The organism is Mycobacterium sp. HM-7 (assembly GCF_053852335.1).
The window spans coordinates 1,337,798-1,351,198 of record NZ_CM132657.1 but is presented as its reverse complement, the minus strand read 5'-3'; the positions used below and the strand labels follow the sequence as shown (position 1 = coordinate 1,351,198).

The 13,401-nt window shown below is 67.3% G+C and carries 14 protein-coding genes; 1 reads left to right on the top strand and 13 read right to left on the bottom strand.

Annotated features, from left to right (window positions below):
• Positions 1-5 precede the first annotated feature (5 nt).
• The 11 genes from ACWW1C_RS06585 to fadD1 form a co-directional block, all read right to left on the bottom strand.
• Complete coding sequence (locus ACWW1C_RS06585; RefSeq protein WP_020104130.1) at positions 6-269, bottom strand: F0F1 ATP synthase subunit C; 264 nt, start codon at positions 267-269, stop codon at positions 6-8.
• Positions 270-345: 76 nt separating this feature from the next.
• On the bottom strand, positions 346-1,098 hold the full coding sequence (gene atpB / locus ACWW1C_RS06580; RefSeq protein ID WP_455982688.1) for a F0F1 ATP synthase subunit A: 753 nt from the start codon (positions 1,096-1,098) through the stop codon (positions 346-348).
• 8 nt (positions 1,099-1,106) lie between these two features.
• The gene (locus ACWW1C_RS06575) at positions 1,107-1,580 is read right to left on the bottom strand and encodes an ATP synthase subunit I (RefSeq protein ID WP_455982687.1); all 474 of its coding nucleotides are present in this window, start codon (positions 1,578-1,580) and stop codon (positions 1,107-1,109) included.
• A 259-nt stretch (positions 1,581-1,839) separates the two neighbouring features.
• The gene (locus tag ACWW1C_RS06570; protein ID WP_455982686.1) at positions 1,840-3,036 is read right to left on the bottom strand and encodes a glycosyltransferase family 4 protein; all 1,197 of its coding nucleotides are present in this window, start codon (positions 3,034-3,036) and stop codon (positions 1,840-1,842) included.
• Positions 3,037-3,067: 31 nt separating this feature from the next.
• Positions 3,068-3,727 carry an L-threonylcarbamoyladenylate synthase gene (locus ACWW1C_RS06565; protein ID WP_455982685.1) on the bottom strand — a complete coding sequence of 220 codons (660 nt, stop codon included), beginning with the start codon at positions 3,725-3,727 and terminating at the stop codon, positions 3,068-3,070.
• A 45-nt stretch (positions 3,728-3,772) separates the two neighbouring features.
• Positions 3,773-4,600, bottom strand: coding sequence for a peptide chain release factor N(5)-glutamine methyltransferase (gene prmC, locus ACWW1C_RS06560; RefSeq protein ID WP_455982684.1), 828 nt, complete (start codon positions 4,598-4,600; stop codon positions 3,773-3,775).
• On the bottom strand, positions 4,597-5,676 hold the full coding sequence (prfA, locus tag ACWW1C_RS06555) for a peptide chain release factor 1 (RefSeq protein ID WP_455982683.1): 1,080 nt from the start codon (positions 5,674-5,676) through the stop codon (positions 4,597-4,599). The genes prmC and prfA overlap by 4 nt, the downstream gene beginning before the upstream one ends.
• A gap of 100 nt (positions 5,677-5,776) precedes the next feature.
• Positions 5,777-6,013 carry a 50S ribosomal protein L31 gene (gene rpmE / locus ACWW1C_RS06550; protein ID WP_455982682.1) on the bottom strand — a complete coding sequence of 79 codons (237 nt, stop codon included), beginning with the start codon at positions 6,011-6,013 and terminating at the stop codon, positions 5,777-5,779.
• A 128-nt stretch (positions 6,014-6,141) separates the two neighbouring features.
• Complete coding sequence (locus tag ACWW1C_RS06545) at positions 6,142-7,347, bottom strand: RNA polymerase sigma factor (RefSeq protein WP_455982681.1); 1,206 nt, start codon at positions 7,345-7,347, stop codon at positions 6,142-6,144.
• Between the two features lie 18 nt (positions 7,348-7,365).
• A complete protein-coding gene (locus ACWW1C_RS06540; protein ID WP_455982680.1) occupies positions 7,366-7,710 on the bottom strand; it encodes a YciI family protein in 345 nt (114 codons plus the stop codon).
• Positions 7,711-7,787: 77 nt separating this feature from the next.
• A complete protein-coding gene (gene fadD1 / locus ACWW1C_RS06535; protein WP_455982679.1) occupies positions 7,788-9,350 on the bottom strand; it encodes a fatty-acid--CoA ligase FadD1 in 1,563 nt (520 codons plus the stop codon).
• A 211-nt stretch (positions 9,351-9,561) separates the two neighbouring features.
• Here fadD1 and ACWW1C_RS06530 point away from each other — a divergent pair, with 211 nt between their 5' ends.
• Positions 9,562-10,098, top strand: coding sequence for a TetR/AcrR family transcriptional regulator (locus ACWW1C_RS06530; RefSeq protein WP_455984179.1), 537 nt, complete (start codon positions 9,562-9,564; stop codon positions 10,096-10,098).
• A gap of 65 nt (positions 10,099-10,163) precedes the next feature.
• Here the strand turns inward: ACWW1C_RS06530 and rho are convergent, their stop codons facing one another.
• On the bottom strand, positions 10,164-12,176 hold the full coding sequence (gene rho / locus ACWW1C_RS06525) for a transcription termination factor Rho (protein ID WP_455982678.1): 2,013 nt from the start codon (positions 12,174-12,176) through the stop codon (positions 10,164-10,166).
• Between the two features lie 293 nt (positions 12,177-12,469).
• A complete protein-coding gene (gene thrB / locus ACWW1C_RS06520) occupies positions 12,470-13,399 on the bottom strand; it encodes a homoserine kinase (protein WP_455982677.1) in 930 nt (309 codons plus the stop codon).
• Between the last annotated feature and the right edge of the window lie 2 nt (positions 13,400-13,401).

Here is a 13,401-nt window from a genome sequence, read left to right as displayed (position 1 = left end):
TTGGATTACGACAGGCCCGGGGTGGCGAACACGAAGAGCGCCATGAAGGCCAGGTTGATGAAGTACGCGGCTTCCACCAGACCAACGGTGATGAAGAACGGGGTGAACAGACGGCCCTGGGCCTCCGGCTGGCGGGCGATGCCCGAGATCAGCGCGTTACCGGCGATACCGTCACCGATACCGGCACCGATGGCGCCACCGGCCATGATCAAGCCACCGCCGATGAGGGCGCCCTGGATGATAGTGGCGTTCGTTGCTGCGTCGGCCATTCTCTTTTTCCTCCTTGGTAACTGGTAGCTGCGCTACCAGGGTCTTATTTGTGGTTCCTACAGGTCTTGCGGGTACTTAGTGGTGCTCGTCGAGTTCCATCGACTGGCTGAAGTACAAGATCGTCAGCAGCGCGAAGATGAACGCCTGGATCAGGCCGACGAACAGGTCGAAGGTCTTCCAGATGGCATTCGGCGCCCACTGCACGTACCAGGGGAACATCGCGATCAGCGCGACCAGGATGCCGCCGGCGAACATGTTGCCGAAGAGTCGGAGAGACAGCGAGACCGGCTTGGCGATCTCCTCGACGATGTTGATCGGAGCCAGGACCGCGACGTGGCCCTTCAGCAGCTTCTTGAAGTGGCCGAAGACGCCCCGGCGCCAGATACCCGCAGCGTGGTAGCAGAGGAACACGAACAGCGCGAGCGCCAACACGTAGTTGATGTCGGAGGCCGGCGGGGCCAGCAACTCCTTGGCGCCACCGTCTTCCCCACCGAACTGCACCGGCAGGACCGAGAGCCAGTTGGAGATCAGGATGAAGGTGAAGATCGTGACGGCCAGCGGCAGCACGAACGGAGCGACCTTCATACCGATCGCGGTCTCGATCTGCTGGCGCATCTGGATGGTGATGGCCTCGAAGAACAGCTGCACACCGCCGGGCACCCCGGTGGAGGTCACCTTCGCCCGCACGACAAAGGCCAACGCGATGACGATGACCGCGGCCACGCTCGTGGCGATGATCGTGTCGACGTTGAAGGTGTAGCCCCACAGCTCGTGCTGCTCGTGGTGGCCGACCTCAATGGCGGCCTCGGCGGTGAATTGTTGAATCACTTGGGTCGTCAGTCCTTTGCTTCTGATCCGTCGTGTGCTTCTGGTTGGTCGACGCCGCCACCGTTACGTTGGCCGGCTCGCACCTTCTTCATCACCGGCAATGCGGTGCTCATGACAAGAATCGCCTGGAACAGTGCCACCCCGAACAGCACGCCGATACCGGCCGGCTTGAAGAACCACGTGATCAACAGCGCGACCACCGAGATGACCACCAACCGCATCGCGGAGTTGGCCGCCATCTGCATCTTCAGCGGGTGGTCCTTGGCGGTGACCTTGGCAACCGCGCGACGGACCATGAGTGCGTTGGTGAGACCGAGCGCCATCCCCAGGCCGAAGAAGGCGCCGAACTTGAGATTTCCACTCACTGCGTAGCCGCCGCCGAGCGCGACAACCGTTACGAGGAGCGAGATAGCAAACAATCGAATAGGCTGAAAAGCCACTGCCGGCAACACCAAGGGCGCGTCCTGCGCTGGTGTCGTCATGGTGTTCACCTCAATCCCGCGGTCACGAGTGCCGTCCCCATATACCTGGCAATCCTGTGTGCGTGCCCAAAGAGCGTATCGAAGGTCACATCGAGCGCGTCGGGCACACTGGAATCACCCAAGGGGAAGCTCCCTTTGTCGGTCGTCATTCGGCGCCGATCGGCTTGTGTGAACCGATGGGCCGGGCCGGCAACCCGCGAGGTTTTTCGGGTTCTGCGAGAACCGTACCACATGGTGGGCACCCGAAAACGGGCACCTACTACTTTTTGTCGTACTCGCCTTCTGGCAGGTCATCGCGTCGCCGCAGCAGCGGGATCAGGGTGAAAATGGCGGCCAGGAAGATGGCTCCGAGCATCACCGCACCGGTGTACCGGGGGTCGAAGAAAATGGTGCTGGCCGCCCCGAGAGCCACGATGCCGACCCATAGGTAGATCAACAGCACGACGCGGCGGTGCGAGTGCCCGATCTGCAGCAGCCGGTGGTGCAAATGCATCTTGTCGGGGCTGAACGGGCTCAGGCCGGCACGGGTGCGACGAACGATGGCCAGCAGCATGTCGAGGGCCGGCACGAACATCACCGCAACCACCAACAGGAACGGCGACAGCAAAGCAAACACATCGCGCGCGCCGTAGGCGTTCTGCGAGATCGGGCCGGCCGCGGTGGTCGACGCGGCAGCCAGCATCAGGCCGATGAGCATGGACCCGGAATCCCCCATGAAGATCCGGGCGGGGTGGAAATTGTGCGGCAGGAAGCCCAGGCAGGCGCCGGCAAGCACCACCGAGATGACGGCCGGCGGGTAGAACAGCACGTCACCGCCGTGGTCGCGCAGCAGCCCGACCGAGAAGATGCAGATGGCCGACGCGGTGATCAGGCCCAGGCCCGCGGCCAGGCCGTCGAGGCCGTCGACGAAGTTCATCGCATTGACGATCGAGACCGTCAGCGCCAGGGTCAGCAGGATCGACGACGCCTGGTCCAGCACGATGGTGCCGACGCCGCCGATCGGGATGTACAGCACACTCCACGCGACACCCATGGTGACCAGGACACTGGCCGCGGTGATCTGGCCGGCGAACTTGGTCAGGGCATCCAGGCCCCAGCGGTCGTCGATCAGGCCGATGAGCATGATCAGGCCGCCCGCCACCACGACCGCCGGCATGCCGGACGAATAGACGAAACCTCGTGTCAGCGCGGGTAATTGGGAGGCCAGCAGCACCGCGGCCACCACCCCGATGTACATGGCCAGCCCGCCCATGCGCGGGACAGGCTGGACGTGGACGTCACGCTCGCGCGGGTAGGCGACGGCACCGAACCGGAACGCCAGTGCCCGCACCCAGCCCGTGGCGAAGTAGGTGATGATCGCCGCGGTGAGACCGACCAGCACCAGCTCCCGGAGCGGTACCCCGGTGCCTCGGTCGATCTGCGCGAGCAGCCGGCCGGCGTCGGCGACTACGGTCATGCGCGATCCGCCTCCGGCTTCTCGCTGGCCGTCACGCCGGCTCGCCGGTGAGGGACTCCGCTTCGACACCGAGTACTTCGGCGATCTGCGCGGCGGAGATCGGCCCTTCCCGCAGCACTCGCGGTGCCCCGCCGGTCAGGTCGACGATCGTGGACGCGGCCTGCTTGGTCGCCGGTCCGGCATCGAGGTACACCTCGACCTTGTCGCCCAGCTGCGCCCGCGCCTCGTCGGCGTTGACCGCGGGCGGCTGCCCGGAGATGTTGGCGCTGGACACAGCCATGGGACCGACCTCGCGCAGCAGCTCGATCGCCACCGGGTGCAGCGGCATGCGGAGCATGACGCTGCCGTTGGTGTCACCGAGATCCCACGACAGCGACGGGGCCTGCCGCACGACCAGGCTCAGCGCGCCCGGCCAGAACGCTTCGATCAGGTCCCGGGCAGCGGGCGGCACGGCGTAGACGAGCCCGTCGATGGTGCGCCACGAACCGACCAGAACCGGGACGGGCATGTTGCGGCCCCTCCCCTTCGCGGCCAGCAGCGCCGCGACGGCCTCGCTGTTGAAGGCATCGGCACCCAGTCCGTAGACGGTGTCGGTGGGCAGCACGACCAGGCGACCGCCCTTGAGCGCACTGATAGCCGAGGCGATCCCGGTGGCGCGCTTGGCCGCATCACCGCAGTCGAACGTCTCCATCTATGACTCCTCACGCAAGCGTTTCGTCGGTTGCCATGACCCGTTTTACCGTCGGGTCGCGGTGACGAACCGGGGCCGCCCGGTCAGATCGCGCCGCGCGGTGATGTCACCGAACGTACCGTCGCGGTCCAGCGCGGCCACCACCTGATCGGCTGTGGTGTCGTCGTGTTCGATGCCCAACTTGCCGCCGGGACGCAGCAACCGGGCTGCCAGCGCGATGATCGGCACGATGACGGACATGCCGTCGGGCCCACCGAACAGGGCACTGGCCGGGTCGTGGTCGATGACTTCGGGATCGAGGTCGGCGCCGTCGGGGATGTACGGCGGGTTGGACACCAGCAGGTCCACTGTGCCGTCCCTGTCTGCCAGCAGGCTGGGAACGGTGACGTCCGCTTCGAGCACCTCGACTCTGCTGGCGGCGCAGTTGCGCCGGGCGTAGACGAGGGCCTCCGGGGACTTCTCGACGGCGACGACCTGCGCCTGCGGCCAGGTGTGCGCGAGCGCGAGTGCCAGGGCTCCCGATCCCGTACACAGGTCCACGATCACCGGGCTCGGCGGCAGCGCCTGGTTCATGGCCCACTCCAGTAGCGCCTCGGTCTCGGGCCGGGGAATGAACACCCCCGGACCGACCTGCACCTCAACGGGACCGAATGCGGCGGTTCCGATCAAGTGCTGCAAGGGAATTCGTTGTGCGCGGCGCTGCACCAGCGCGCGGAAGCGCGGATAGAACGCCGGGTCCGGCTCGGACCACAGCACCCGCGCGCGGTCCACCCCGGCGGCGTGGGCGGCGAGGTATTCGGCGTCGACCCGGGCGGAATCGATACCCGCGGCGGCCAGCTGCGTGGTCGCCTCAGTGATGGCCTGGCGGATCACTCTTGCGCGAGCCGGGCCTGCTTGTCGGCGGCCGCGAGGGCGTCGAGCAGCGCGTCCATGTCGCCGTCGAGCACCTGGTCGAGGTTGTGGGCCTTGAAGTTGATGCGGTGGTCGGCGATCCGGTTCTCCGGGAAGTTGTACGTCCGGATGCGCTCGCTGCGGTCCACGGTGCGGATCTGGCTGGCGCGGTCCGCGGAGGCGTCGGCCGAGGCCTGCTCCTCGGCGAGTGCCTGCAGGCGCGCGGCGAGCACCACCATGGCGCGGGCCTTGTTCTGCAGCTGCGAGCGCTCGTTCTGGCAGGTGACGACGATGCCGGTGGGCAGGTGCGTGATACGCACCGCCGAGTCGGTGGTGTTGACGCCCTGGCCGCCCTTGCCGGACGAGCGGTAGACGTCGATGCGCAGGTCCGACTCGTCGATCTGGACCTGCTCGACGTCTTCGGGCTCCGGGTACACGAGTACGCCGGCGGCCGACGTGTGCACGCGGCCCTGCGATTCGGTGACGGGCACGCGCTGCACACGGTGCACGCCGCCCTCGAATTTCATGCGCGACCACACGCCGTCGGCGGAATCGCCCTTGCTGGCGATGGTGATGGTGGCGTCCTTGTAGCCGCCGAGGTCGGACCAGGTCTCGTCGAGCACCGTGACGGTCCAGCCATGGCGCTCGGCGTACCGGATGTACATGCGCGCGAGGTCCGACGCGAACAGCGCCGACTCCTCACCGCCCTCACCGGATTTCACCTCGAGCACGACGTCGTCGGCGTCGTGCGGATCACGCGGGGCCAGCAGATCGGTCAGCTTGGCGTCGAGTTCGGCGACGCGGGCCTCCAGCTCGGGCACCTCCGCGGCGAACGCGGCGTCCTCGGCGGCCAGCTCCCGAGCGGCTTCGAGGTCGCCCTGGGCAGTCTCGAGCTTGCGGTAGGTCACCACGATCGGCGAGACCTGCGCGAACCGGCGACCGACCTTGCGGGCCGCGCCGGCGTCCGCATGCAGGTTCGGGTCCCCCAGCTGCCGCTCGAGGTCGGCGTGCTCGGCCAGCAGCGCCTCGATGCGGGGCGCGGTATCTGTCTCTGCCACTTTCGGACTCCTGCGGTTGTTCTGGGGTGCCGGGCTCTGGATACGAAAACGGCGCCCGGACCTGACGCGAATGCGACAGATCGGGGCGCCGTAAACGAAGCTAGCTCTCGGATGCGGCCTTCGAGCCGGTGTTGCGCTTGCCGTAGCGCTTCTCGAAGCGAGCCACGCGGCCGCCGGTGTCGAGAAGCTTCTGCTTGCCCGTGTAGAACGGGTGGCACTGCGAGCACACCTCGACCACGATGTGGCCGCTTTCCTTGGTGCTACGCGTCTGGAAGCTGTTACCGCAACCGCAGACCACTGTGGTCTCGACGTATGCGGGGTGAATACCCGATTTCATTTCATGGTCCTCTGCGATCGATGGCGCCGGGTCGCCCGATTATTCGGACGTGAACCGGAACCGAGGGGGTTCGGCGGTCGATTATGCCAGGTCAGCCGCCAAGGTCCTAAACGCCGCCGGGCCGGCGACTATTCCTGGCCGGAGTGCTGTCCCAGCTCGGTCAGCCGGCGCGCCAGGAATCGTCGTTCCGGCTCGGTCGTCGCGAGCGTCAGCGCCCGTTCGAACGCGTCCCGCGCCTCGGCCGTGCGGCCCAACCGGCGCAACAATTCCGCCCGAGTCGACGGCAGGTAGCGGTAGTCACCGAGGTCAAGTGCGTCGATGAGCCCCAGTGCCCGGGCGGGATCGCCGGCTTCGGCGACGGCCACCGCACGGTTGAGCGCGACGACAGGCGATCCGGTCAGCTCTTCCAGCCGCTCGTAGAGGACCACGACCTCGTGCCAGTCGATCTCGTCCTCGGCCTGCAGGGCGGCGATGGCCGCCTGCAGCACGTACGGCCCGGCGGCCGGCCGCAGGGCCAACGCGCGGTCGAGGGCGGCCCGGCCGGCGTCGACCTTGGCCTGGTCGTAGCACGTCCGGTCCTGCTCGGCGAGTGGCACCACCTGGCCGTCGGCCACCCGGGCCGCGCGTCGCGAATCGTGCAGCAGCATCAGGGCCAGCAGCCCGTAGGCCTCGGGTTCGTCGGCCAGCAATTCGGCGAGCAGCCGGCCCAGCCGGATCGCTTCGGTGGCGAGGTCGTCGCGCTCGGTGAAGCCCTGGTTGAAGATGAGGTAGATCACCGCGAGCACCGCTGCCACGCGGTCGGGCAGCAGCCGGTCGGCCGGCAGCGCGAACGGGATGTTCGTCGCCTTGATCTTGGTCTTGGCGCGGGAGAGCCGACGCTTCATGGTGTCCTCGGAAACCAGGAAGGCGCGCCCTATTTCGGCTGTGGTCAGCCCGCCGAGCGCCCGCAGCGTGAGCGCCACCTGGGCCTCGCGCGCCAGCGCCGGATGGCAGCACATGAAGATCAGCTGCAGGCGCTCGTCGCCGATGGTGCTGTCGTCGAGGTCGATCTCGTCCATGGTGGTTGCCTGTTGATCCGCTTGGAGCAGCCGGGTTTTGGCCTGCAGCGTCTGCTCGCGGCGCAACCGGTCGATCGCCGCGTTGCGACCGGTGCGCACCAACCAGGCGACGGGCGCTTCGGGCACGCCGTCGCGCGGCCAGCGCTCGGCGGCCCGGGCGAACGACTCCTGCGCGGCATCCTCGGCGAGTTCGAAGTCGCCGAGGATGCCGATGAGCGCGGCCAGGACCCGGCCCCACTCCCGCGCGAAAATGTCGTCGATCAGGGCTCGACCCATCCCGTCGCTTCGCTCGCCCTAGACCTCCCCCGGGATTTCGACCAGCGGACGCACCTCCACGGCTCCGCCCATCCGCACGGCCGGGATCCGCTGCGCCCATTCCAGAGCGACGTCGAGATTGTCGGCTTCGATGACGAAGTACCCACCGAACACCTCTTTGGTGTCGGCGTACGGGCCGTCGGTGATCAGTCCGTCGCCGCGCACCGTCGTGGCGGTCTCGACCGGTTGCAGGTGGCCGCCACCGACGCACTGCGGCTCCTGCCGCAGGGCCATGTATTCGGCCGTCACCGCCATGTGCTCGTCTTCGGTGAGATCCGTGTCGTGACTGCCCGGCTTGATGTAGATCAGCGTCGCGTATTTCATCGTTGTCTCCTTCAGGGTTGATCGTCCAACACCTTTGAGACGAACGGGCGAACCGCACGGGGACACGACGGCCGGAATCAGTTTTCGGCGACCCGCGTGTACTCGGTGCCGTCGCGCTGCCAGACCACGCGGCCGGCCGGATCGGCGCCCAGGGCGACCAGTTCCCGTTTGAGAATCTTGTTGGTCGCGGTGCTGGGCAGGTCGTCGGCGAGCCAGACATACCGCGGCCAGGACTTCGCAGACAGGTCTGGCTGCGCGGCCAGGAACTCCGCGAATGACGTCGGGTCGAGGGTCTGGCCGTCACGCAGCACCATGGCGGCCATCACCTGGTCGCCGACGAACTCGTCGGGCACCGGATACACCGCGACCCGGCTGATCACGGGGTGCCGCAACAGGATTCGCTCGATGGGCGCCGCGGTGACGTTCTCCCCGTCAACTCGCATCCAGTCGGCGGTGCGGCCGGCGAGGTAGATCCAGCCGTCGGCGTCGCGGTAGGCCAGGTCACCCGACCAGTACATGCCGTGCCGCAGGCGTTCATCCGTCGCGCCCTGGTCGTTGTGGTAGCCGCGGAACATGCCGCTGCCGTTGGTGTTCACCAGCTCGCCGGTCGCCGCCTCGGCATTGATCAGGGCGCCCGTTTCGTCGAAGCGGGCCGCCTCGCACTCGGTGACGGTTTCCGGGTCGTAGACAGCCACGCCCGGGAACCCCTGCCCGACGCTGCCTGCCGGAGTGCCCTCCGAACGGGTGATGATGATCGCGAGCTCGGTCGAGCCGAAGCCGTCCCACACGTTGCAGCCGAATCGACGGCTGAACTCGTCGATGTCGCGGTCGGCGGCTTCGTTGCCGAAGGCCACGCGCAGCGGGTTGTCGTGATCGTCGGGCTGCTCGGCGGTGGCCAGGATGTAGGCCAGCGGCTTGCCGACGTAGTTCATGTAGGTCGCGCCGTAGCGGCGGATGTCCGGCAGGAACCTCGACGCGGAGAACTGTGCCGGCGCCATCGCCGCGCCGGCACCGAGTGCGACGCCCCAGCCGGCGTAGACGCCGTTGGAGTGGAAGAGCGGCATCGCCAGGTAGGAGGTGTCCTGTTCTGTCAGTTCGTAGCGCTGCACCAGGGCTGCGGCCGAGAACAGCACGATGGAATGGGCCACCTCGACGGCCTTCGGCTCGCCGCTGGTGCCCGAGGTGAAGATCATCATGAAGGTGTCGTCGGGTCCGACTTCCCGATGCGGGGTCAGGTCGCGCTGCGGCCATTCGGTCGCGGTGACGTCGATGACGGTGACACCGGGCAGGCTGACGCCTTCGAGGAGTGCGCGCCCGTGCTCATCGACGAGGACTATCTGGCATTCGACGCGGGCGATGTCGCGGGCCAGCCCCTCACCGCGACGGGTGTTGTTGATGCCGCACAGCACGTAGCCGCCCAACGCCGCGGCGGCCAGCGCCGTCAGCATCTCGGGGGTGTTGCCGAGCAGAGTGCCCACGTGCAGCGGCCGAAGCGGGTCGGCCTGACCCACGAGGGCGGCGGCCTGCGCCTTGGCTCCGGCGACGTACTCTCGCCAGGTCCAGGTCGTGTCGCCGTACTTGACGGCGACGGTGTCCTGGTCGGCGCGTTCGCGAAGCAGCTGCTGAAGGGTCTCCGCCATTTAGGCTCCCGGTGCGGTGGGTGATCACGACAACCACCCAGAGTGAACAGATTCTGGAAAGTGTCTACCATGGCTGAGGGGTAGCGCAATAGCGTCAGCGCCCTGGCAGAATCGTCGTTCGCCCGGTTGACATGTGAGGAGACCTCCGGTGGCAAGCCCTGAATCCCCGAGAAGCGTGCGCGATCGACTGATCGACGCCGCTGAAGAGTGCATGCGCGCCAAGGGAATTCGCGCCACCACGGTATCCGAGGTCGCCGAGGCCGCGGGCGTATCCCGTGGCTGGCTCTACCGACATTTCCCGGACAAGGTGACGCTGCTGGGCGCGGCGATCGTCCGCCTGAACAACGCCTACTGGACCGACGCGCACGCCATGCTGGCGTCGATCGGTGGTCTGGACAACCAGATCGTGACCGGGATCCAGCACGGCCGCACGGCATATGACGACCCCGGCGCGCTGCTGATGAAGCTGCGCGTGGAGGAGCCCGACGAGTTCGCCGCCTGCGCGGGCGCCGGCGTGCAGGGCCTGGTGCCCGACCTCGCCGATTTCTGGTCCCGCTACCTCGTCGCCGCTCGTGACAACGGCGAAATCCACCCTGACACCGACATCGACGACGCTGCCGAGTGGGTCGCGCGCGTCATCCTGTCACTCGCCACGATGCCCGGGCAGCGGCTCGACGCCAACAATGCCGACGAACTGCTCGCGCACGTGCGTCGCTACGTGATGCCAGGCCTGAAGGCCCAACCGTAGTCCGACGACCTAACGCAAAAGCCCCCGGAATCAGTTGATTCCGGGGGCTTTTGCGTGGGCTGGGACTAGTCGTTGTCCATGTTGCCCGGAGCGGTCTTCGAGACCTGGACCAGGAACTCGTAGTTGGTCTTGGTCTTGCGCAGCTGGCTCATCAGCAGGTCGATGGCCTGGTGCGGGTCCAGACCCGACAGCACGCGGCGGAGCTTGTGCACGACCGCGAACTCGTCCGGACCGAGCAGCAGCTCGTCCTTACGGGTGCCCGACGGGTTGACGTCGACGGCCGGGAACACGCGGCGCTCGGCGATCTTGCGGTCGAGCTTGAGCTCGGCGTTACCCGTGCCCTTGAACTCCTCGAAGATGACGGTGTCACCGGTGGAGCCGGTCTCGACCATCGCGGTCGCGATGATGGTCAGCGAGCCGCCGTTCTCGATGTTGCGCGCAGCACCGAGGAAGCGCTTCGGCGGGTACAGCGCGGTCGAGTCGACACCACCGGACAGGATGCGGCCCGACGCCGGCGACGCGTTGTTGTACGCGCGGCCCAGACGGGTGATCGAGTCCAGCAGCACCACAACGTCCTTGCCCTGCTCGACCAGGCGCTTGGCCCGCTCGATCGCCAGCTCGGCAGCCTGGGTGTGGTCTGACGGCGGGCGGTCGAAGGTCGAGGCGATGACCTCACCCTTCACCGAGCGCGTCATGTCGGTGACCTCTTCCGGACGCTCGTCGACGAGCACCACCATGAGGTGGCATTCCGGGTTGTTCTGGGTGATCGCGTTGGCGATGTCCTGCATGATCGTCGTCTTACCGGCCTTCGGCGGGGACACGATCAGCGCACGCTGACCCTTACCGATCGGCATGATCAGGTCGATCACCCGCGTGGTCAGCCGATCGGGCGTGGTCTCCAGGCGCAGCCGCTGGTTGGGGTACAGCGGGGTCAGCTTGGTGAAGTCGGGACGGTTGCGTGCCGCCTCGACCGGACCACCGTTGACGCTGTCCAGGCGCACCAGCGGATTGAACTTCTGGCGCGGGTTATTTCCGGTCTGCGCGCTGCTTTCGCCTTCGCGCGGGACCCGCACGGCACCCGTCACCGCGTCGCCGCGGCGCAGGCCGTTCTTGCGGACCATGTTCATCGAGACGTAGACGTCGTTGGAGCCGGCCAGGTAGCCCGAGGTGCGGACGAACGCGTAGTTGTCCAGCACGTCGAGAATGCCGGCGACCGGCTGCAGGACATCGTCCTCGCGGAGTTCGGTCTCGGCGTTCCCGCCCTGGTTGTCGCCACGCTCGCCGCGACGACGACGGTCACGGTCGCGGAACCGACGGCCGCGACGGCCCTGACGGCTGTCGTCGTCGTCATTGTTGTTCGAGTTGTCGTTGCCGCCCTGGTTGCGGTTACCGCCCTGGTTGTCGCCGCCACGATCGCGGTCGCGGTTGCCACCCTGGTCGCGGTTGCCACCCTGGTTGTCGCCGCCACGATCGCGGTCGCGGTTACCGCCCTGGTCGCGGTTGCCGCCTTGGTTACCTTCGGCCTTGTTGCCGCCCTGGTTGCTGTTGTCGGCGTTCCGTTCGCGGTTGCGCTCCTCGCGGGGGGCGTCGGCGTTGTCCGCGTTCTCGGTCTTGCCGGCCTTTTCGGCGGGCTTGTCACCGGCATCGCCGGCTTCACCGTCGACGGGCGCACCGGCCCGGCGCGAGGAGCCGCGGCGCTCGCGGCGCGGGGTCTGCTCAGCTGCGGGGGCGTCACCGGCGGCAGCGTCGGCGTTGCTCGCGGCCGGGGCTTCCTTGGCCTCGTTGGCGGCGTCGTTGCCGTTGACGGCCTCGGCGGCCTTGGCCTCGGTCTTGGCTTCGGCTTTCGCGGCCTTGGCTTCGGTCTTGGCGCCGTTGGCCTCGCCACGGTGTTCCCGGATGGCGGCGATCAATTCGCTCTTGCGCATGCCGGAGGTGCCTTTGACGCCGGCCTGGGCAGCGAGCGCACGCAGGTCGGGGAGCAGAAGACTGGTCAGCGATCCGGAGCGTCCGGCCGCCGGCGCTTCAGTTGCCGGGGCGTCAGTGTTGCCGTCGGCGGTGAAGAGGTCCGTATCAGTCACGGATTTCCTTTCTGTGCCCTCGCGCAGTTGATCAGGCGAGGGTTTGTTCGCAGTCGGACGGCTTCCCCGAACCGCATTCGTCAAATGCCGGGGGTCGGCTGAGGCAGTGCATCAGCCAAGCACCAGGATTTGCCGCCGTGCGGCGAACCATCAGTCCACGAGTTGAACATCTAAGAGAAGAGTGGTCGTCCTACCGTAGGCGCAGGTACTAGAGCCTGCGATTGCTGGACGGTGCGAGAATATCTCTCATCCGACAATGAAGCAAGAAACGCCACTCCGGCGTGTGCTTTCCGTTAGACGCCGGCACCGACGGTCCAGCGAACCCCTTGGCCCACCGCCATCTTTTCGACGGCGAAACCGTTGGCCGCACCGAATTCGAGGACTTCGGCCGGCAGTTCGGGCTCGGTGCTGAATGCGATAAGCGCAGGTCCAGCACCAGAAAGCACTGCTGCAACCCCAGAACGCCGGAGCATCGCCAGATATTCCGCCGAGGCCGGCATCGCCGCTGCACGCTGCGGTTGATGCATCACGTCTTCGGTGGCCGCCATCAGCAAATCCGGACGCTGCGTCAGCGCCACGACCAGGAGTGCGGCACGGCTGACGTTGAACGTGGCGTCGGCATGCGCGATCTGTGCGGGAAGCACCGCCCGGGTCTCCGCGGTCGACGAGCGCACCTGCGGAATCGCCGGGAACAGATGAATGTCGGGATGCAGCGTCAGCGGGACGGCCGCGTAGGCCGGGCCCGGTGCGGTCCAGGACACCACGGCACCGCCCAGCACGGCGGCCGAGGCGTTGTCGGGATGGCCTTCGAAGTCCGACGACAGCTGGACCAGCTGTTCGAGCGTCAGTGGCTGTGAACCCGATTGGGCGATAAGGCCATTGGCGACAGCCAAACCGCCGACCACCGCGGCGGCCGACGAGCCGAGTCCGCGCGAGTGCGGAATGACGTTGCGACACTTGATGTTCAGACCGGGAACCGAGACTCCGCCCGCGGCCAGGCCGCGCCGGATCGCCCGGACGACCAGATGGGACTCGTCGTCCGGAACCTGCCCGGCCCCCTCTCCCGTCACCTCGATGGTGAGGCCGGAATCGGTTGTCTCAGCCTGAATTTCGTCGTACAGACTCAGCGCGAGGCCCAGGCTGTCGAAGCCGGGGCCGAGATTGGCGCTCGAGGCGGGGACGACGGCGGTGGCGAGCAGTCCGGCGGGCAGGTTCACGGTCACTG

Bases quoted from the DNA above. Each gene is read 5' to 3' on its own strand.
- ACWW1C_RS06585 (WP_020104130.1), bottom strand. From the start codon at position 269: ATGGCCGACGCAGCAACGAACGCCACTATCATCCAGGGCGCCCTCATC.
- ACWW1C_RS06575 (WP_455982687.1), bottom strand. From the start codon at position 1,580: ATGACGACACCAGCGCAGGACGCGCCCTTGGTGTTGCCGGCAGTGGCT.
- ACWW1C_RS06570 (WP_455982686.1), bottom strand. From the start codon at position 3,036: ATGACCGTAGTCGCCGACGCCGGCCGGCTGCTCGCGCAGATCGACCGA.
- ACWW1C_RS06565 (WP_455982685.1), bottom strand. From the start codon at position 3,727: ATGGAGACGTTCGACTGCGGTGATGCGGCCAAGCGCGCCACCGGGATC.
- rpmE (WP_455982682.1), bottom strand. From the start codon at position 6,013: ATGAAATCGGGTATTCACCCCGCATACGTCGAGACCACAGTGGTCTGC.
- ACWW1C_RS06545 (WP_455982681.1), bottom strand. From the start codon at position 7,347: ATGGGTCGAGCCCTGATCGACGACATTTTCGCGCGGGAGTGGGGCCGG.
- ACWW1C_RS06540 (WP_455982680.1), bottom strand. From the start codon at position 7,710: ATGAAATACGCGACGCTGATCTACATCAAGCCGGGCAGTCACGACACG.
- fadD1 (WP_455982679.1), bottom strand. From the start codon at position 9,350: ATGGCGGAGACCCTTCAGCAGCTGCTTCGCGAACGCGCCGACCAGGAC.
- ACWW1C_RS06530 (WP_455984179.1), top strand. From the start codon at position 9,562: ATGCGCGCCAAGGGAATTCGCGCCACCACGGTATCCGAGGTCGCCGAG.